Genomic DNA, 19,535 nt, shown 5'->3' on the forward strand with positions numbered 1-19,535 from the left:
GGCGAATTTGGGACCGTACAAGCGCCGGTACTCCTGCAGATCGGCCGCTACCGGAACAACAACAGCGTCCGCCGCGATTTCCCAGCCTGAAGTATCCGAAGCTTCGGGGATGTGCTCATGCTCTCTGTCCATCATACATAAATGAAACCCCAGCCTGGGCCCGGCCCAGTAATAAGCTTGGATAAAATCCTCCCCTTCGATGGCGCAGCCCGGCAGGTCCGGGAAAACAACCGTATATTTGCCGCTTATTTTATCCCGCTCTATAATGGCCGGGAAAACATATTTCCTCTTCATCATCCACCCTTCCTTACTGCGTATCTCCGCCGGGACGAGCTTGCCTGCTCACGTCTCGTCCTTAAGCCACACATTCAAAAGATCGTAAACTTTATTCTTATAAGTGATATACGTCTCCTTGTCATTGGGGGCGATTTGGAGCAGCTCATGCTTTACTTCCTTAATGGTTTTATCCAGGTTTTCACAGAGGAAGGCGATATGGTTGGCCCTGACCTTGAGCGAGGTATTAATGAAGTTCGCTTTCATCCTCTCATAGCCCTTGGCGGATGAGCTTTGTTGGAGCGATCAGGAAAGCAGTCAATGAACGGACGCAGACGCGGCAAGAAAAAGACCGGGCCTTGCAGGAAAAAGACCAAGCCCTGCAGGAGAACGAGGATCTCCAGAAGACGGTGGAAGACCAAAGTGGTATCATCAGAAAAGGAGGCGCCTTTTGAACTGCACTCAGTTCTTTAGGCACCTCCTTCTTTTGTCTTCATTCCCGAACACTGTATATTGAGCCGGTTGCATATTTTACAATCTATGGATATAATATTAAATAAGGACTGACGTGTTACTAGCACGCCAGCCCGGTAGATTGTCTAACCGCAACGGTTAGCCCGAATTGGAGTTATAAGAAATAACCGCCATCCTGGCCGGGGGGCGGTTATTTCTTCTTCATGATCATAACAATGAGTGTCGCAAATGCAATCATAAGATACATCGCCTCAACCATTGAGATCATCATACCACCCCCTTTCTAAAAGGGTGTGGCTAACCGTCCCTCGACAACCTGTTACAACTATTATGGCATAATCTTCCAGGAAAAATGATGAAACTTATCCCTGACTATTCCAGGGTTCAGGCTGCCTCATAACACGAGGCGGCCTGATTTGTTCCCATGAGCTTCATTTTTTCCTTGTCCATCCCTATGAAGTCATCTTGGCTCATGAATCTTCCATTGGTGTGCCACTTTTGAAATATAACCGTGGTTTTTGAACAGCCTCTTATATTTGATTTGCGGAAGAAAAATGATATAATTCCACCATAGTACCCAGCCTAGGTATGGGGGGTAGTCTCCAAGGGCAGGCTGCAGCTTGTTTATAAAATTCAACGAACGCTATCACCGGCCCGAAAAAACGGACAGGAAACAAGCCTTAGCTGGATAAAGATTCAAACCTGAAGAGAAGATCAGTGAAAAAGAGGGGGAATTGACTTGACAAGAAAGATTTCATTTCGTGACTATGCTATTGTAGCCTGCGGAACGATGATTCCTGAGTTGAATTATCTCAAGGAGACCGGTTTTTTGGATGCTCAAGTCATCTATACTGCACCGGGACTTCACCAAGTTCCAGCCGAATTGGAAGTTCAGCTACAAAGGCAATTGAAAGCAGCCAAACAAACAGCTAAAAAAATCATTGTCGTCTATGGTGGCAAGTATTGTTACATTAATACGCGGGATTCTTATCGAACGATTGATACCGTTATTGATGAAGTTAGAGAAGACGGTTACTACATTGCTCGAACCGATGTAGAAAACTGCTTAGATATGTTGGCTGATGGACGGGAGAGGGATAGTCTGGCTGATGGCCAAAAGGTTTGGTTCTGCTCCCCAGGATGGCTGAAATACCGTGATATGGTGTTCAAAGGCTGGGATAAAGCTAATGCCAACGAAAATTTTCCCCAGTATACCGGGGGAGGAATCATGCTGGACCCGATAGGCTTTTTTGATGAATATGCGCTCGACCATGTTGAGGAGATTCTGGACTTTTCCGACTGGGCTTCTATACCACTGGAAGCTCGGGCAGTGGGACTGGAACGCTTAAAAGAGGTTTTAATTAGTGCTTTGAGCGAAGAAGACAGAACATCCTAGGAACGAAAGCTGTTAAAGGCTGGAAGCATATTTTTTGCTCCAGCCTTTTGCATTCTTCGGATCGCCCGCTAACGGACAATATCCTCCCCTCAGAAAGGTTATGAAATCACACCGAATTTATAATCGATCGGTAATCGGATAAACCTCTTGCTTTCAGTTTTTCTACAATATCATTAACGGTAACCACATCTGCAAACTCCTCATCAGTAATGGTTATCTCGAATTCATCCTCCAGATCTCCAATAATCATCGACATATCTAAAGAATCCACAAATAAGTCTTCCCGCAAACGGCTCTCCAGGGTTATCTTTCTCTTCTTCTTTTGTAAAATATGATTTAAAGTGAATAGTACTCTGTCTTCCATTTTTAGTCACACACCTTCCCTCGACGCTTAAGAAACATTGTGTTGGCTGATTCAAATTCTAATTCGCCTTTTAAAACCAACTAGACTATGGTACCATTTTACAATGGAGGTGTTATTTTTGGAAGAAAAACCATTGGAATTCGAGTTTGAACGTTGGGAACGTATTGATAATATAATTTACGATCTGACACCAGCTCCCTCATCCCAACACCAAGCTATTGTCGGAAATTTATATGGTGAGTTTTATACTTATCTAAAGGGTAAACGGTGCAAGGCCTTTCCTGCACCAAATTAAGACACTACCGTTTGTCAGGAGTCCGAGAATCTACCAAAAGGTGATTTCCCACTATTTAATCCCTGGGAGGAATAAGCCAGGGTTCATTCCCTTTATAACGGTCTCGTACTACTGCCAACTCCTTGCGGCGGGAAATGAATTCCTGCACCTTGCTGCGCAGCCATCCCTGGAAGTGATGCTTCAACTGCTCTTTGTTAAACATGCTACTTGAATCGCCGTATACCCACTGAATACCATTTTCCCCTGGAACTAGGTTGGCAGTCTGACCACAGATAGGACAAACCGCAGTTCCGGGCTGAGGAAACTTCCAAATTTGAGACCAACAGGTGGGACATTCACCTTCCCCAGCCCGACGGGCTGGCCCGAACAGAGCCTGACCCATCTCTCTTGCTCTGAACAAAGCTCCTTCTCCTAATATTCCTTCACCAGGTAAAGCTCCCATGAACATATGGCTGTCTTTAAGTTTAAAGCCCATAAATCTGGCCATCGCATTAAGAGCCGACATAGTATAACCCTCCCAACCCTCGATTCCTGCGGTGGCAATAACTACACAAGGCTTACACCACAAATCATCGATCAATTGGGCCAGAGCGATAATACGATCACCCAGCACTTTGGTCACAGCTGCAGGACCAAGAGCATAACAAGGAGCGGCAAGTATAATTCCATCTGCGGCTTTAATCTTTTCTACCAGAAAATATAAGTCATCGTCCACTGGGCATTGCTTACCTGGTGTCAGGCAAGCATAACACCCGCGGCACATGTTCAACTTCAAATCTGCCAGCCTTAACAATTCCAGTTGACAATCGTCTCCCGCCGCTGCCGCCACCTCTTTGGTCAGAATCTCTCCATTGGCTAGTTTACGTTGGGAAGCTATCAAACCTAAGATCTTCTTCATTCTCTGCCCCTCCTCAATTATCGGTTCCGTATCGAATTGAACATCGTCGCTAATATCCGGACTAATTTCCAGCTCAATACCCTACTCACGCCGAATTTCAGCAGCATGTCTAAAAACTTCCGGCTCTGAACACTCAATTGATGTATGATAACGATCACGTCACATTCTATTGAGTGCCGCACTGAATGAATCCACAACATCCATAATTCGTTCAGCTGCTTCATTGTATTTTTTTATCTCTTCAGCTTTACCCTATGTGACCGGTTGCATATTTTACAATCTATGGATATAATATTAGTTAAGGACTGACGTGTTGCTAGCACGCCAGCCCGGCAGATTGTCTAACCGAACGGTTAGCCAGAATCAGAGGTTATAAGAAATAACCGCAGTCCTTGGCAGGGGCGGTTATTTCTTCTTCATGATCATAACAATGAGTGTAGCAAATGCAATCATAAGATACATCGCCTCAACCATTGAGATCATCCTACCACCCCCTTTCTAAAAAGGTGTGGCCAACCGTCCCTCGACAACCTGTTGCAACTATTATAGCATAATCTTCCAGACAAAATGATGGAACTTATCCCTGACTATTCCAGGGCTCAGGCCGCCTCATAACACGAGGCGGCCTGATTTGTTCGTGAAACAATTAACTCTTCATCATCGCCCTGCTGAGCACCTTTCTTATGACATTGGGCCCTGTATTACTCCCATGGATCACATATTATTCCATCAACTAATATCACTATACACGCAAGATATTTTCTAACCTTTTATTGATTAATTCCATATCAAAGTTTCTATACCATTGACTCTGAGCCCACTTCTGCATCGTTTCATAGTCAACATGGTTCGGATCTGCCATGATTTTCAAAAATTCTACGTATCCCGGAATGCCCCCCACATCTTCCGGTGGTGCATTACCTTCCCCCATTAAGCAATTAAGCAAACCGGATAGGTTTTATTATACTCAGTATTTGTCCCTCGAATGGTAATTTCATGCTCCCAGTTGTCGCCGTATGCGGACATTCAAGCAATGCTTTCTACCCTTGGACAGGCGGCGGCGCGTACGGTTATTATCTACCTGGGTCAAATCAGCTTACAAGATATGGATCGTCTGCGGGTGCTATCTTTAAAAGTTCCGGATACGTGGGAACAGGGGGGTTCGATACAAGCATTACCCTGTCATAGGATTGCTCTTCCTGTTCCTAGATTAACCAAATAAAAGTGGTACTGTAAAAGCTACCTTGCTCCATATGCCTGACATAGGTGTAACCTTAATCGGATTGTCATTGACAATTGGGGAAGGCATAGCTGTATAAGGCTCAAAGAAATTTAGGGAAATTCTAGTGAAAGATGAACCCCGTAACCTAAATAGGTTGTGGGGTTTCTTTTTTGTTTTAGCGATACCTCATCTAAAAAGATCAGAATTTTTCAGCAAAATGTCACTTTTAGAATCATCCGAACGAGGTGGAGTATGTGTTCATATTGGATTGCTATTTCCTTGATCATTTCTCATTCCCGTCCACCTATATACACCATGCTACTTAAGACCTGGATGGCTTCTTTTGGATCCCCTTTCCAATCAAGACTGTACCACGTAGAATTGTTAACTTTCCAATAGATATGTGTCCACGGACCAGCGGGAGCACAGAACAAATACAATTTTCCGGGGCGACCTGAAAGAATTTGGTCGTTTTTACCAAGGGCATTGACGATTTGATGGGCCAAATCAACAGTGCTGAAAGGACCATCAACCGGTTCTCCCGTTACGCAACAACTCCAATTACCACTTTCCCAAATGATTGCATTACTGTTATCAACATGGGGATACTGCGGAAAAAAATTTCCTTGCCTTTTATTCCATTAGGAAGGTTAATAGAGGTAATTCTATTATTTTCACTCTCGAACTGGTTTTTAAGTGGCGATTCAGGAGGCTGCCCGACGTTACCAGAAAGTGTTCCACTATACACACCCCCATGCTTGTCGAGTTCTATATCAAAACTATTCTTCTTCGTTTCCAGTTTGAGTGACCATTCCCATCCTTCAGCTGAAGGAAGATATGCAGGTAAAAAGACAAGAAAATCACTTTTTAACAACTTTTCAGCAAGGGGTCTAAATGGTGCGGCTAGTTTAGAAGATGAATCAGTATTCAGTTTTTCTTGCCCTTTTTCAAGTTGCTTTACATCTTGATTTAGTGATACATTGTTTTGATTTTGCACTTGTACCTGGTCATTTTTCCCCTGAGAGTTACCCAATTTTGGATTGTTTAAACAATCAGAAACACTAATTACTATTACTACTAAAGCTACAAAAAAGACTGGTAGAACAAGTAATTTCCGTTTTTTTATTTTTCTCATGGGTGATGGATACCTCCCAATCAATCTTATCTATTATAAGACATACAGGAGTAGTAATTGTAACCCCTCCAAATTTATTTAATTATTCACTAAATTAGAACACTCTTCCTTCTGCGTATGATAAAGAACATTGCGTCAAGTAGCCTAGCTACAATTTTTCCATTTTCGGCCGAATTCCTGCCTGACAGCTGACTTAATAATCGCTACAATATCAACACTATTATTAAACATAGCTTAAATAAGAAAGACCTACCCATTTTGCAAGTCTTTCTGGCGAAGTTATTCGCACACTTCTTTGCCAATATCTATCACTTTGTTTGCATACCATCCACACCGTTGCCCTTTTCTTCATCTGTAACAAAGGGAACAATTCTTTGGAAAACAACAGTTCTTCTTCATTTTTGTTCTTTCGCTGAATACTGTTCTATCGCTTCTTCAACATACTGATTCAATGATTTGCCCTCTATCAAGGCCCTTTGTGCTGCTTGTTTATGAAGCTCAGGGGTTATTCTTACATTAAAGCTACCTTTATACATCTTTTCAGGTTCTTTACCGTTCAAATTGCACAGTTCAAGATAATCCTCAACCGCTTCTTCAAATGCTGACTTTAGTTCACTGACACTACTGCCTTCATAACTGATTGAATCATTTATGCCTTCAATCTTGCCATAGAAAATCTCGTCTTCTGTGCTGTAATGCACTGAACCAATATAGTATTGCGAGGCGAAAAGGAACTAAACCAAATCGCCAGCGCCCATGAAATAGCGCCTAACCAGCTGCGGAACTGGAAAAATGAATTTTTGGCTAATGCAGCCAATGTATTTGATAACAAAAAGGACAAGGTATTGCAGGAGAAAGTTAAGGATCAGGAGCGGGAAAACGATAGCTTATATAAAAAAGTTGGTCAATTGACTACACAAGTCGATTGGCTCAAAAAAAAATCTGAAGAAATTCTTGGACCTGACTGGGAGAGTCGGTTTACTCCACGCCCAAAAGGCTGAAATCAAGGATCATAAGAACATTGAAAATAACGAGAAACCGCTACCCTTATCCACCGTTGCAGGGCTCTTAGACGTCAACCGAACCAGCGTGTATTACGCACCAAAAGAGCCTTCTGACTTTGAAATAATGGTCAAGCATAAAATTGATGCAATCCATACCGAAAGCCCATCTTGGGGCTCAAGGCAACTATCTAAAACGTTGCAAAAACAAGGCATTAAGATTGGCAGGCTCAAAACAAGGAAGTATATGCAAGAGATGGGCATTGAGGCAATTTATCCGAAACCCAACCTATCCAAGCCCGCAAAGGGACATAGAATCTACCCTTATCTACTACGTAATGCTGTCATCAGCCGAGCGAATCAGGCCTGGTCAATCGATATTACCTATATCAAGCTAAGACGAGGATTCATTTACTTAACTGCCATCATTGATTGGCACAGCAAGTGCATCGTCGGCTGGGAGCTGGATGACACGCTATCCACACGAATGGTTATCCAGGCCTTAAAGATGGCCTATGCCGTTGCCACACCAGAGATATTAAATTCCGATCAGGGCAGCCAATTTACAAGCCATGAATATATTGATTTTGTTATCAAAAACAAGAGTAAAATCAGCATGGATGGTAAAGGTAGATGGGCTGACAACATACCCATCGAGCGCTGGTTTAGGACACTTAAATATGATGAAGTCTACCTTAAGGATTATGAACATATCAAGGACGCCAGAAAACAAATCGGAGAATTTATCCACAAATATAACTTTGTGAAATTACACTCAGCTTTGAATTACGAGACACCAGCATATATTTATTATCCTGCTTTACTGCAAATGAGTGCGTAGACCTACACCAGGTAGACCACTACCTATCACAAAGTTCAATATTTTTGCTCTTGCAAAAAGAGCACTACTAATAGGCAATATCTGGTACATTATCTTTTTGATTATTTTTGTCTTTACATCCGAGCCACTATATTCATCTGGACTTATATTAGTACCGAAAGTATATAAATCATTATTTAACTTTGAAATGCCCGCTATTGGCACTTCTAGAAAATATAATCCCCTAAAACCATCAAATCCCAGCCGCTTTAAATGTAATCCAAAATCCTTATCTAAGTCCCGCTTGCTATTCTCAAATAATTTTCCTGGTGACAATAAGTTTACTAGATCACCCCAGTAATACGGCAATAATTTTATATCAAAATGTAATATTGGTTTATAATCACTTACATGGTACAAGATGAATTCCTTTCCATTACACAAAGCATAATATAGTGCTTTAATCTCACTATGCATCGCATAAGAATATGCTTGTTCGACATGCTTTGTATTAAGTTTATCCGCCGCAGTACGCGGCGGCCCCGTGCGATTTTATATAACGTCCTGCATATTCCCGAAGTCTGGTTACTACTTTATATACTCTCATATTTTAGTAATACGCTGTCATGTAAAGGATAAAATGACTTATAATACATGCACAAAGAGCATTTAAATTCATTCCAGCCAGTCAATATTTCAAAGAACTCATCTTCCGCTTGTTTATTTTTTCCAATAGTGGTATGTAATTCTTCAACTGGGAGGTGGTTTATTAATTTGAGACTGACTAGGGAATGATTAATTACAACTTGTAGTAAATAATAAAGAATATCGCAGTAATCTCTACAAAAGTCATTAATATTGTGGAAATCCATATCTTTCTTAATGACAATGATATTTTCGGATTCACTAAAAAAATTCTGGACTGATCTGGACGCAGGATGAGTAACTTCACAAAGGGCTGAGTAACAATCGCTTAGCCTTTTATTGTACGGTTCTGGAATTGTATCGATATACTGTTTTACAGTTTTCGCACACAAGAAGTATGGTGCATTTGAACTTTTGTGGAGTTTCCGGGCTGCCTTAAAATGAATTAGACGTTCCTCAAATTCGTCTGCCAAACAGATTGATGAGCGAAATATATCTCAGATATCTCAATTCTATTGGGTGTATACGACCAGGGTATATGGATACTAAGTAGACTAATTCCCTCCACTTTAAATGGCGCAAGTTTTTGTTAACAGAGTTTTCATCTCTTTAGGTATTAAAAAACAACTATACTCACATTGCCCGACAGATATTATTCGATATTGTTGTTGATTGTAAAGTATTATTGGGGGCAAACATAGACATAACGTGCTCGCAAATATAGTTATTGTATATCCAGATCAATTAGCACAACAGGAATCTCAAACCCATCCATCTTATACTGGAACATCCGCTTCATATTTCCGTCGCAGGTGGAAAAGAAGAACTGCTGTATTGCGGTATTTTCCCCATCCCTTTTTCTGCTCTTGGCCAATTGATATTTAATAAGATCTATAAAAGAGACAAGATTAATATCGTCCATGCTATTTGTTATATCATCGACAAAATAGCAATGGAAGTTACCCATATCTTTGCGCAGAAACGCGTTGCCCAACAAATACGACAGCATAAACGCACCTAACTGTCCATCACTAATTAAATTTAAAATTGGGTTATTATTTTCATCCGTGAAAGTCAGTTTTGTATCTGTCGCTCTTGCATCATTGCCCTGTAGCTGAAAGCCGTCAAGGGTTGAGTGCCTAACCAGTTTGCTAAAAATGCGAAATAAATAGGGAGCAACGCCTTTAACCTCGTCGTTCTTCATTTGGTTAAGCCTTCCCCGGAGTACATCCGCTCTTTCTTTAACCAGACCCTGTAACGCTGTCTTTTCTTGAATTTGTACATCTAGCGTACTGTTCTGCTTTCGTATTTCCTCAAGATTCCTTGTAAGTTCCGCCAGATGTTGATTCCCTTTGTGAAGTCGTAGCGATATAATTTTCTCTCTTACATCCAGTTCTTCAAAGACAAACGTTATGGGGACTTTTTGCGCCAGCGGGCGAATAGCTTCCCTCACTGTCTGCGGCTCAGTAGCAATCTGTTCTAAATCGGAATAGCCTAGGAAGGTCAGCAGCAAATTAATTCTCTGCTCCTGCTTACGAATCGAGCCCACATCTATTCCCGCAAATCCATCGTGCGTTTCAAGCGAAATAAGGTCGGCAAACTGCTCTGGATCTAAATGAAGTGCCGCAATCTGCGTAAAGAACAAAGCAGTCATCTCTACCATTTTTTTATCCGTCTCAAGCTCGTCATACAATCTTTTTTCCGATGCTTTCAGGACATCTTTCAGATCCTTGATCAGACGAATCTGACAGTTTCTCCACAGCTGCTTTTCCTCTTTTACCTGTTTTTCCAACGCTAGTTTTTGGGTATCATGGGCTTTAACGTAGTTCTCGGCTTCCAACGCTAGTTGTTCCGCTGGCTCAGATGCAAAAGGCTCTTCCGCGCCGCACAATGGACATTTTTTATGTTTCTTCCGATAGTCATTAATTTGTGTCCGGACACCCACCAGCCGTGAAAATGCGATCAGAAGCTCATCGCCCTTCTTACAGTCCTCAAAGCTGGATTCTGTCTTGCGCCAGTCGTCATTCAGGCCGCAATATTCTCCCCAGCGCGCCTGCCAGTCGGCTTGTGTCAGTTCAGCGCACCTCAGCTCTAAGGCAAATTTGCCGGCCTGTTCCAGAGTTTGATCAGTTAGACCCTGGAGCTGTTCTGTTATTTTCCTTCTCTGTTCCTCTAGGGTACGCAGCGTATTTGAGTCGTACAGTTTTTTTCTGATTGCCTGCTGAATATCTACTTTGTGGGCTACAAACTGCTCCTTTACCATCAGCCTACGTCGCAACAGTACAAGCTCATTCAACCACTCTGTGGCAGCATGATACCCTCCGGCGATAAGTGCTTGAAGCTGTGTTTCCTGTTCCTCCGGACTCAAATGATCCACATCCAGCCGCTCGCCTGAATAGCTAGCTCGTTGTGCATAAGCTGGAATCTGTTCGACCTCTTTAAAGCTTTGCTGCTCCTGTTCCATCTGTGCAAGTTTTTCTTCGGGTGTTTTATTAACTTGCAAATCTCTTATTTGAGTCTCCAATTGGGTTTGCAACTGTTCCAGATTAGCAAGCACTTGCTTTGCTTCAGAATGTTCGAGTGTAAAGTCCTCAAATTCCGCCGTCATGTCTTTTCGGCTTTTTAAGCGAAAATCTTCTGCTTTCTGAGAATCACAAATAAAATACTTATAGAAAAAATCAGCAAAAGGTCTGTCTCCAGAATCAAAGCATTCAGCAAGCCATTTTTGTGTTGCTTTTGCATCAAATGTTTTACCCGCCTGTGTGATGGATAGAGACGTCCGTTCCGACCCAAATTCATTGTTTATAGTGCTTCGTCGGAGGATCGATTCTGTACCATCTTGTTCAAAAGTCAGTTCAATCCAGGTTTCCTCAGTCCTTCTGCAATCCTTGTTACGCAGCAAGCCAAGGCTATGCCCTGCCAGTCGATCACCCTTAATGCGCATCTTATAAGGTATGTTTAAATGCTGCACATTTCCTGTAAAGCACCATTCTATTGCATCCATAATAGAAGTTTTGCCCTTGCCGTTGCCTCCAGAAATCAACACTAATGGCGCAATTTCTCCATGTTCTGTGACAAATACGAACTTCTTATCTTGATAAATTCGGAACTTATGAATGTGAAGTGCCCTAATTCTTAGCATTGCCCAGCCACTCCTTTACTGCTGCCAGGTCTTCCTCAGAAAACGCTTTTTCCGTTGTGTACGCTTCGTAAAGGCACATCAGCTTATCGCGCCCGGGAAGTATCTGCGCCAGCTCAGATTCAGACTCCGGTGCTGTACTATCCTGTGTCAGTTGATCAAAATAGAAAGGCAACATGGAGAGGTCCGACTCGGTCACGTCACCATTCTCTATTGAGACAAATAGCTTGCGTGAAATATCCGTACTCTTTTCCTCCGACATGGCAGCGGCACAGCGTGCTGTAACAGTATTAGAAAGCAATATTTGCATGACATTATATTTCAGCAAGTATTGCGACTGCTGCTCCCGACCGGGCAAGCTGCCGAAGTTTAAAAAGCTTAGAATCCGCTCGTCCCATGCTCTACACAGAGTTTTTATTTCATCTTCTTTCCAACCATCTCTGATGTCAAACACTAGCAACAGTTCGCATGGAACCCCTGATTCGTTGCATAACAGGTAAATCTCGCTCAATTCTTCTGGTACTACTCCATCTTCATTGCAGAATTCCTCTATAAAAAGGCTCTTAGAGCCGTCTGCTTCCATTTGAATCTGCCTTTGATAGCCATTTTGGGCAAAATATTTGCGCCAAGCCTCCTGATACTGTTCGCTCATGTTTTCCCTCCGTATTTACATTTTTCAGAGAAAATACTGTCCGCGCAATTCTCGTTAGTTGCCCATTTTCCTACATCAATACCAATGCATTCCATGCACTCTACTGCAAACCGCTCCGGTGAAATTGATGTAACATCCAGTTCTTCCGGAGCAATGCGCGCAACATCGATCGAATAATCGCCAAATCCACGTGCATCAGCACTTCTGAGATACCATTTTTGTGGCCGTTCATTCCAAGCACGTACCCGCTTCTGCACATTTTGAATCTTTCTCCGTGGACTGTCCCCAATAGAACTCATGATGATACTAAGCCTCGACCAGTCTTTATGATTTTGGAACGAAAATGCGATATACTCTCCGATTCCAGGTAATAAGCACTCTTTAAACGTATCTTGGCTTAAGTTAAGTTTAATCTTCCAAATTTGATGACAGAAAGTCATAATTCTTTCTTTACAAATATATAGCGCATTACGTAGGTTCTGCGGTCCGTCACTTTCGCTTGGCAACTTTGAATCAGTACTAACTGTATTCAACAATTGGACAACACCACTGGGGCTATCTAAATTATTCTCTACCCACTCGTTGGTGGAGACATACAGACGATTTAAACGTTTGTGGTTATCAGGTGATAATTGCTCATTGACAAGCTCACAGTATGCTTCATCCACAAAGCTTCGAATAACGATATTAAATGACGGTTCAAAAGCCAGCGCTTGTCCTAATGCCGCGAAGAAATCTTTGCGCAACACCTTGCGGTGCTTTAGCAGTTCCTGATTGTCTGCCGGCTGGTCAGGTTCATTATAGCGGTCTTGAACCAGCTTTGTTGCCAGAGCAATTAGCAGGTCTTGCCGATCATCTGTATCCTCAACCGGGCAACAATCTGTTTTAAGGAGTGTATCGAGTTTCTCTCCCAATGCTTTCCGATAACTACCGATGCTTTCCCCCACTTCTTCCATCTTATACACTCTAAGAAAGTCTCTTAGTTCTTCCAGTTCATAGAAAGACGCGAACAGATTGTTTTCCCGATCTTTCTTGGTGCCTGCCTCAATACATTCTTTGACTTTCGCTTTTATCTCAGCGGCATTTCCTTGAAACTTCTCTTGTCCTGTGGGAAGATTCAAATATTGCTTTGCAGTCTCTTCGTCCGGCATAATTACCGCTTCTGCGTGGAAGCCCAACACTGGAATAATGTCTCCGCCATAACCGTACCGACGCAACTTGATGTATTGATAATAAAGCTCCCGGGTAATTGCTTTGACATCCAGATTTGTCTTTGGTGTATATTTGGATTGAATAATACGGACACCATTGTCCGTTACTGTACAGATATCTTCGATAAATTCAGAGCAAACAAACTCCGTTTCTTCTTTAATCAACTCTTCGACAGCAAGCAAATCCTGAAACAAAAAACCACGCACCCCTGGTGCAGCATCTCTCCTGATTTCACCAATGTGCATATCTGGCAAATAATTTTCTGCATTTACAGTTACCAAATCTCTCTCACTTCTTTTCTACCGATTCATTATCATAAAGCTACACAACTTTTATCTAAGCTCTAAACCCGCTTCCTATAGTACTCTCCAACCTCTCATCACACCGCCCAACAATCCAGACCTTTTCTTCCTGCGTAATCCTCTTCCAAACATGCCCATTAAACTCCACATACTCAATATCCCGGCACCGGCTCATAAACCGCATATCTTCAAACCGCTTAAAAGGATTGCTAAAGATATTTCTCTCAACATCCTTTCGGGTATATCCGTCTTTGCAGTACAGACTGGATTTCTTCTCAACCACCAGCCCGTTCTCTTTTCTAGCCCTATAAAAATCCATGAAGTAATTAACGATGTCCTCGACCCTAACTCTTCCGTTTTCGTCAACATGCTCAAGCATAGCTTTGAGTAGTACCGGTTTATAGGAAAAACTCATATCCATAGTCCTGACCATGTCCATAAACTTATCTTTCATATTGGCAGGATTGATCAGCTCCCAGCCGTACTGCTTAGCGTAGCTCTCTACAGTTTCTTGCTTAAAATATTTAAAGCTCCGTTTATCCCCGAAGGGTACCTCTAAATCAGGGGTTATCATTCCTTCACGCAGGTACCGTTCAATGGTTTCTGTTTGCACATCGACCATCCTCACGAACTCCAGCTGAGATATCATCCCTTTTACTTCATCCTGCCAGTTAAAGAGATCAATCAGCTCGTAATCCGCAGCATTCACCGGGAAATCCAGAAAAACAGACGGCTTTTCCCCTCTGGCGATTAAATCTCTGTCCAGTTCAAACTGTTTCTGAGAGGCAACAACGTACTCACCCGCCCTATATTCCTTCAGGTTAAACATCCTGTGCAGGGAGTAGGGCATGTTAAACAAGCCCGCATTATCAATAAAATCAAAGACCATTAGGTAGTCCTTACCTGCACATTTACGCATCCCTCTGCCCAGTTGCTGAACATAAAGTGTCTTAGAAAGCGTCGGCCTGGCCATGAATAAAACTTCTGTTTTAGGACTGTCCCAGCCCTCGTTTAAAAGGTCACAAGCACATAAGACTTGGATATCCCCATTTTCATATTGATCCAAAACCCGAGACCTTTCCACTGATTTCATCGAACCGGAAACTGCCTCACAATTAATACCCTGCTGCTTAAACAACGTCGATATTTGATTAGCGTGGCGTACGGAAGCACAGAAAACCACTGTTTTCTTATCCTTAACATAATTCAAGTAGGTTTCTGCAATGAGCTTATTCCTTTCCGGCACAAAGAGTTTGCTCTCCAAATCCTGAGCGTAATATTTAATGCCATTGATTCTCACCGTGGAAAGATCCACATTGGTCTTGACCCGAATACACCTGATCGGGACCAGTTCCCCTAATTCCACGGCTTGCTGCAAATCCAGTTTATGGGCTACATTTTTAAAGTCTTCAAGGATGCTCTCCCCATCTGCTCGATCCGGGGTAGCCGTAAGTCCCAGAGTAAATTCAGGTTTGAAATAACTCAAAACCTTCCTATATGTATCTGCCGTTCCATGATGACATTCATCGACGATGATATAGCCAAAGTCATCGGGTTTGAACCCTTCCAGATTTCTGGCAACACTCTGAATACTGCTGCAGACAACATAAGCGTCTTTAGCCTTTTCTTCAGCAACATAGAAACCTGTCTCTGCCTCATCCCAAATTTCTTCAAAGGTGCCTTTAGCCTGGGTGATTAGCTCCTTGGTATGAGCCAAAAACAGGGTTCGTTTTCCCAGACGTTTGGCATCACTGACTGCAGTCACAGTTTTTCCGGTTCCGGTAGCATGATAAAGCAGAGCAATACTCTCCCCTCGCTCGCGCATGGCCTGCAGGCTGTCTAAAGCTGCTTGCTGATGCTCCCGCAGTTCAATGACCTTGCCCTTCTGCTTAGGCAGATAGTCCTCCAGCATCCTAAAGGAGGGTATTTCCCCCACAAAAATCCGCAGTTCGTCCTTGACCTTTTCAGGCTGGCGCTTCAGCTGGTTATAAACCCAGCGGTAAACCTTCCAGTTCTGATAGATCAGGCTGTTTTGCTTAATTAGGTCATCATAATATTTATTAGAAGAAACCTTGTTGGGGTTATGATAGGTTTCACCGTCAATCTCGATGGCAATTTTTAAGTCTTCGCTTTCCAAAGCAAAGTCAATGAAGCGTCTATGGCCATAAATATCTGTGACCGGATACTGAAGAAACAGATACTCAGCTTGATCCGGACCAAAGGTATCGCAGAACAGCTCGACAAAGAGATCTTCGGCGATGCTGCCCAGGCTTCCCTTCTGCTTGATCTTTTCTGTCAATTTCCTTCAACCTCTCAACCGTCGCTAACTTCTTTGAGCAGGAGTTTATCCCGGAAAGCCCCTCTCTCCTCAACCTTTTGCTGTCTGATACCCTCGAATTCCTGCCGGGAAACCCCTTTATAATCCAGGATGGCGTAGACCACTTCCACTAAATCCGCCAGTTCTTCAACCTTTTGGCTGTCCAGATATTCCTGAAGCTCTTCCCCTAACTTGGCGTTTAATAAGTCCAGGTACTCTGGGCCCGAAACCTTTTCGATAATGGCTTTCTTACCGCTATCCTCGATGATCTGGGGTATCTTATCACGAATCAATTTATTGTAGACTTTTATCATCTCTGACTTGCCGTCGCAGACTTCATTCTCGTCAATAATTGGAATGGTAATGAAGCCATCCTGATCGTCACCGAAAACTTTCCCCTGATGATTGGCCAGCCAATAGGCGGCGTAAGCACACAAAAAAGCATCCAGCCTGTCCTCAAGATTCTTATACCCCTTCTTAGACATAGCTTGAATGCTCGATGAATGATTGAAGAAATCTTCTATGTTATGGACGGAGGGATTGCAATCACTCAACCTTTTTACAAGGTTAATGATCCGGACCATCTCCGTTTTCGTGGTTTCAAATTTAACTTTATGTTTGACTTTATATTTAACAGGAAAAGCATCGGGAAAAAGCCCTAAAGTTATTCCCGTGGGAAAAGTTTCGATAATCACGTGCTTTTTATCGGTTAGGTCGCCTGTGAGGGCAAAAGCCGGCATCCGCTTTCGAATAGCTTTGACGACCTCTTCTCCTCGAACTACTCCGAAGTGGTTGAGCATAAAGCTTTTACTGCAGGTGAAAACGGACAGATTTTTACCATGAATTTTTTCTCTCATAATAGCTCCGTCACAGTATCTGGCACCTGTTTCGTTATTCACGATTAAGGGAGCATCAATCCCCACGATGGCTCCATCCCGGGCATACTCTTCAACAATGACCGCAATCATTTCGTCGCTGAAAACCTTGGACTCACAATAGACGATTTCTCCATTGTCAGCGATCACACAAATTCCCGATTCATTGGCATAGGTCCATGCTAAGTCGATTCCGATATAATGCATTTATGTACCCCCAAAACCCTTGGCTTTAATTCAATCCTCAAGCTAGTCTGGCATTATGGACAACGTTTGACGCACACCTTTCTTTTTCGCCGAACTTCCCGCTTTTCCTTCCACCAATCACCAAATATTTCAAAAACTATGCCAAGGAACGTCCATTTGCGAGCAAGCATGACTGCTCGATAGATTAAATTTTAAAAGGGTACCCAATAGGTACCCCAAAAGCCAAACATCAATCCTTACTCAGCGATTCCAGCAACTTCTGAAGATAGTCGATTTGTTCCGGTGAAAGCTTTTTCGCGGTACTCAGTAGTCGTTGGATCTCCGGTCCCAAGATCTGTTCTTCTTCTGTAAAGAATTCCGCAAGGCTAATGCCTAGAGCGGCACATATGCTTTCGAGGGAACCAAGTGAGGGACTTCAATCATATACCTTCACTCAACCTAGTCACAGCCACTTCAAGATTTCTCTTGGTAAATCCCATCCGCGAAGCCAGAACCTGGATCGATTGCCGATAGGAATTTTCCAGTTCTTCAGGAAGTATGCCGCCTTCACCATTACTAATCACCGTTCCGACAAGGGAAGTCGCCTTAGCCAAGGCAGTCTTGGCCTCTTTGCTCGGGGCTCCATAGGACATACCGCCAATCATTACGGGAGTTTCGATCACCAGCGGTTTTTTAGTAAGTTAGGCATTCTTCTTTTGCTGCTCGGGCTGTGAACTCTTTAAATGGTACTCAGAGATATTTCGAGAATACAGCCCTCTTATTCCGTTTATTCAAGAGCAAATGGCGTACTTTTGACCATAAAATATGATTCGTTAATTACTCCGTGCGGGGGAATATTGATAAAATCCTCTTCATCCCAAGGTCCATTAACTAACTTGTAAATATATGCTGAATTCCCTTGCGTGATTTGATGATCCAATTTCAGTAATTGTCCTATCTCTCTAGAGCGCTGCAGATATTTTTCTTCATTCGGAATACCTGTTCGGATAAATAATACGCGCTTATAACTACTATACATCAATGCAAAAACTCGGGTAGTCTTTTTTTTACCATACTTTTCATAAGTGCGATTATACTCAGCAACAATAGACCCTTCGCTATTCGTCCAGCCGCATGACGTATACAATGTTCCTGTCTCTTCCAAGCGATGTTTCTCAAAACTCGCTTGAGAACCAAGCAGCAGTGGAATGCAGTCATGTACCCGCGGTATTCTCAACGTAAAGTCACCCGCCCGTAAATTCTTTGCCGCGCCGCCGCATAGACCAAATGCCAAAACAACTTGCGAATAGCCGGTTAAGCTATCCAGAATACTTTGCAATTCCAGACCTAATTTTTCCGGATAATTATGCCGTCCTTGGGGAAGAAACTCGAATTCTATCTTTCGACCTGAAGCCACGGCAAGCAGTTCTTCTTTCATAACCTCGCAGGCAATTATTTTTAGTGTCATAACATTGTCTCCTTATCACTTTCATTGGAATACCTGAACCAGCTCTATGTTCATTGATCTTTCGCTTGTATATTCGTTATGTACATTATGTGTATATGCACGTATTTTGTTAATTTTTACTATACATTTGGAAATCTGCCATGTCAATAGCAAACTCTAGTATATCCTATGAGACAATCTTCAGGATTTCATAAACCGCGTTTTCATCCCTAAAAAACCCTTTGGAGATTTATTCCTGTGGTCCTGGAGCGGACTTATAATCGTTGAGGTTCATTTAAATTAAAATAGCATCAGAAAAGGAGAGGTCTCGATGAGTTTTGAAAATTTTAAGTTCACCTACGAGGAAAATGAAGAAGGTTTCACTGTGACCCTTAAGGGCAATGTCATTAAGTTAAAGCCTGAAAAACACAACCATCCAGATTAAGATGGTTGTGTTTTTCTTTTACATACAGGTGGACATATCAAATTTATCAATTGTAAAAAAACACTTGACAAATAAATTAAAAATCGAAGGCTTCGCCTTGAAAATGAGGACATTTTTAAGGAGGCCTTCTAAAATGAAAAAGAAAGCATATCCAGAGCAGGTACGAACTGCGCTGCACCAAGCAATACGCTCAATCACAGCAGATTTACCGGCTTGCGTGAAACGACCAGGGCAAGACTTTTCACGCGAACGCAAATTATCGCTGCATACTATGCTGCTTATGCTTGTAGGCATGGGAGGCAATAGCCTTTCAAAAGAATTATATGATTGGCTGGGCTATTCGTCAGAGACCGCAACCGCTTCAGCATTTGTCCAACAGAGAGACAAAATTCGTCCAGAAGCACTGAAACTACTGTTTCACGAATTTACTAGATTAA

At 42.6% G+C, this 19,535-nt stretch carries 21 protein-coding genes and 3 pseudogenes; 7 read left to right on the top strand and 17 right to left on the bottom strand.

Annotation, left to right across the window (positions count from 1 at the left end; all coding sequences use genetic code 11):
* Positions 1 to 297 (bottom strand): type II toxin-antitoxin system HicB family antitoxin (locus DOT_RS12035; protein ID WP_050809872.1); only part of this gene is annotated, 297 nt, incomplete at its 3' end.
* Positions 298 to 307: 10 nt separating this feature from the next.
* Positions 308 to 579 (bottom strand): annotated as a pseudogene (locus tag DOT_RS12040) (preprotein translocase subunit SecA); the annotation flags it as partial.
* Here DOT_RS12040 and DOT_RS29720 point away from each other — a divergent pair.
* Both DOT_RS29720 and DOT_RS12045 read left to right on the top strand, forming a co-directional pair.
* Positions 579 to 707 (top strand): annotated as a pseudogene (locus DOT_RS29720) (preprotein translocase subunit SecA); the annotation flags it as partial. The pseudogenes DOT_RS12040 and DOT_RS29720 sit on opposite strands and share 1 nt — an antisense overlap.
* Before the next feature lie 779 nt (positions 708 to 1,486).
* Complete coding sequence (locus DOT_RS12045) at positions 1,487 to 2,143, top strand: DUF1638 domain-containing protein (protein WP_009618845.1); 657 nt, start codon at positions 1,487 to 1,489, stop codon at positions 2,141 to 2,143.
* Between the two features lie 106 nt (positions 2,144 to 2,249).
* On the opposite strand, the gene DOT_RS12050 is transcribed toward DOT_RS12045, so the two are convergent.
* Positions 2,250 to 2,507 carry a phosphopantetheine-binding protein gene (locus DOT_RS12050; protein WP_009618846.1) on the bottom strand — a complete coding sequence of 86 codons (258 nt, stop codon included), beginning with the start codon at positions 2,505 to 2,507 and terminating at the stop codon, positions 2,250 to 2,252.
* A 118-nt stretch (positions 2,508 to 2,625) separates the two neighbouring features.
* On the opposite strand from DOT_RS12050, the gene DOT_RS29340 reads away from it, so the two are divergent.
* Complete coding sequence (locus DOT_RS29340; protein WP_009618847.1) at positions 2,626 to 2,802, top strand: Uma2 family endonuclease; 177 nt, start codon at positions 2,626 to 2,628, stop codon at positions 2,800 to 2,802.
* A gap of 55 nt (positions 2,803 to 2,857) precedes the next feature.
* Here DOT_RS29340 and DOT_RS12055 read toward each other — a convergent pair whose 3' ends face one another.
* Complete coding sequence (locus tag DOT_RS12055) at positions 2,858 to 3,700, bottom strand: flavodoxin family protein (RefSeq protein WP_009618848.1); 843 nt, start codon at positions 3,698 to 3,700, stop codon at positions 2,858 to 2,860.
* A 742-nt stretch (positions 3,701 to 4,442) separates the two neighbouring features.
* On the bottom strand, positions 4,443 to 4,631 hold the full coding sequence (locus DOT_RS12060) for a hypothetical protein (protein WP_009618849.1): 189 nt from the start codon (positions 4,629 to 4,631) through the stop codon (positions 4,443 to 4,445).
* A gap of 54 nt (positions 4,632 to 4,685) precedes the next feature.
* Between DOT_RS12060 and DOT_RS31060 the strand changes: the two genes are divergently transcribed.
* Entirely contained in the window at positions 4,686 to 4,922 is a 237-nt protein-coding gene (locus DOT_RS31060) for a hypothetical protein (RefSeq protein WP_192807815.1), read from the top strand.
* 290 nt (positions 4,923 to 5,212) lie between these two features.
* Here DOT_RS31060 and DOT_RS30440 read toward each other — a convergent pair whose 3' ends face one another.
* The 3 genes from DOT_RS30440 to DOT_RS12075 form a co-directional block, all read right to left on the bottom strand.
* On the bottom strand, positions 5,213 to 5,428 hold the full coding sequence (locus tag DOT_RS30440) for a hypothetical protein (RefSeq protein WP_040412010.1): 216 nt from the start codon (positions 5,426 to 5,428) through the stop codon (positions 5,213 to 5,215).
* A gap of 38 nt (positions 5,429 to 5,466) precedes the next feature.
* The gene (locus DOT_RS12070; protein WP_009618851.1) at positions 5,467 to 6,057 is read right to left on the bottom strand and encodes a hypothetical protein; all 591 of its coding nucleotides are present in this window, start codon (positions 6,055 to 6,057) and stop codon (positions 5,467 to 5,469) included.
* A 395-nt stretch (positions 6,058 to 6,452) separates the two neighbouring features.
* Positions 6,453 to 6,758: a type II toxin-antitoxin system HicB family antitoxin gene (locus tag DOT_RS12075; protein ID WP_009618853.1), complete on the bottom strand. Its 306-nt coding sequence runs from the start codon at positions 6,756 to 6,758 to the stop codon at positions 6,453 to 6,455.
* A 15-nt stretch (positions 6,759 to 6,773) separates the two neighbouring features.
* Between DOT_RS12075 and DOT_RS31835 the strand changes: the two genes are divergently transcribed.
* Together DOT_RS31835 and DOT_RS12080 are read left to right on the top strand one after the other, a co-directional pair.
* Positions 6,774 to 7,058 (top strand): transposase, encoded by a 285-nt coding sequence (locus DOT_RS31835; protein WP_009618854.1) that lies wholly within the window; start codon positions 6,774 to 6,776, stop codon positions 7,056 to 7,058.
* Positions 7,012 to 7,899, top strand: a complete 888-nt coding sequence (locus DOT_RS12080) for an IS3 family transposase (RefSeq protein WP_009618855.1) — start codon at positions 7,012 to 7,014, stop codon at positions 7,897 to 7,899. Before DOT_RS31835 ends, DOT_RS12080 begins: the two co-directional genes overlap by 47 nt.
* Here DOT_RS12080 and DOT_RS12085 read toward each other — a convergent pair.
* From DOT_RS12085 to DOT_RS12125, 9 genes are all read right to left on the bottom strand, one after another.
* A complete protein-coding gene (locus DOT_RS12085) occupies positions 7,879 to 8,355 on the bottom strand; it encodes a hypothetical protein (protein WP_009618856.1) in 477 nt (158 codons plus the stop codon). The genes DOT_RS12080 and DOT_RS12085 overlap by 21 nt on opposite strands.
* A gap of 116 nt (positions 8,356 to 8,471) precedes the next feature.
* A complete protein-coding gene (locus DOT_RS30445; protein WP_009618857.1) occupies positions 8,472 to 8,996 on the bottom strand; it encodes a hypothetical protein in 525 nt (174 codons plus the stop codon).
* A gap of 251 nt (positions 8,997 to 9,247) precedes the next feature.
* Positions 9,248 to 11,665 carry an AAA family ATPase gene (locus DOT_RS12095; RefSeq protein ID WP_009618858.1) on the bottom strand — a complete coding sequence of 806 codons (2,418 nt, stop codon included), beginning with the start codon at positions 11,663 to 11,665 and terminating at the stop codon, positions 9,248 to 9,250.
* Positions 11,652 to 12,314: a hypothetical protein gene (locus DOT_RS12100; protein ID WP_009618859.1), complete on the bottom strand. Its 663-nt coding sequence runs from the start codon at positions 12,312 to 12,314 to the stop codon at positions 11,652 to 11,654. The genes DOT_RS12095 and DOT_RS12100 overlap by 14 nt, the downstream gene beginning before the upstream one ends.
* Entirely contained in the window at positions 12,311 to 13,807 is a 1,497-nt protein-coding gene (locus DOT_RS12105; RefSeq protein ID WP_009618860.1) for a hypothetical protein, read from the bottom strand. The genes DOT_RS12100 and DOT_RS12105 overlap by 4 nt, the downstream gene beginning before the upstream one ends.
* 55 nt (positions 13,808 to 13,862) lie before the next feature.
* Positions 13,863 to 16,127 (bottom strand): DEAD/DEAH box helicase family protein, encoded by a 2,265-nt coding sequence (locus DOT_RS12110; RefSeq protein WP_009618861.1) that lies wholly within the window; start codon positions 16,125 to 16,127, stop codon positions 13,863 to 13,865.
* A 14-nt stretch (positions 16,128 to 16,141) separates the two neighbouring features.
* Positions 16,142 to 17,227 (bottom strand): DUF429 domain-containing protein, encoded by a 1,086-nt coding sequence (locus DOT_RS12115; protein ID WP_009618862.1) that lies wholly within the window; start codon positions 17,225 to 17,227, stop codon positions 16,142 to 16,144.
* A 419-nt stretch (positions 17,228 to 17,646) separates the two neighbouring features.
* The gene (locus tag DOT_RS12120) at positions 17,647 to 17,889 is read right to left on the bottom strand and encodes a glutamate synthase-related protein (RefSeq protein ID WP_242833827.1); all 243 of its coding nucleotides are present in this window, start codon (positions 17,887 to 17,889) and stop codon (positions 17,647 to 17,649) included.
* 104 nt (positions 17,890 to 17,993) lie between these two features.
* On the bottom strand, positions 17,994 to 18,674 hold the full coding sequence (locus DOT_RS12125; protein WP_009618864.1) for a DUF1638 domain-containing protein: 681 nt from the start codon (positions 18,672 to 18,674) through the stop codon (positions 17,994 to 17,996).
* A gap of 557 nt (positions 18,675 to 19,231) precedes the next feature.
* Between DOT_RS12125 and DOT_RS12130 the strand changes: the two are divergent.
* Positions 19,232 to 19,535: pseudogene (locus DOT_RS12130) on the top strand (IS4/IS5 family transposase); the annotation flags it as partial.

The sequence above is a fragment of the Desulfosporosinus sp. OT genome, assembly GCF_000224515.1.
Lineage (GTDB): Bacteria > Bacillota > Desulfitobacteriia > Desulfitobacteriales > Desulfitobacteriaceae > Desulfosporosinus.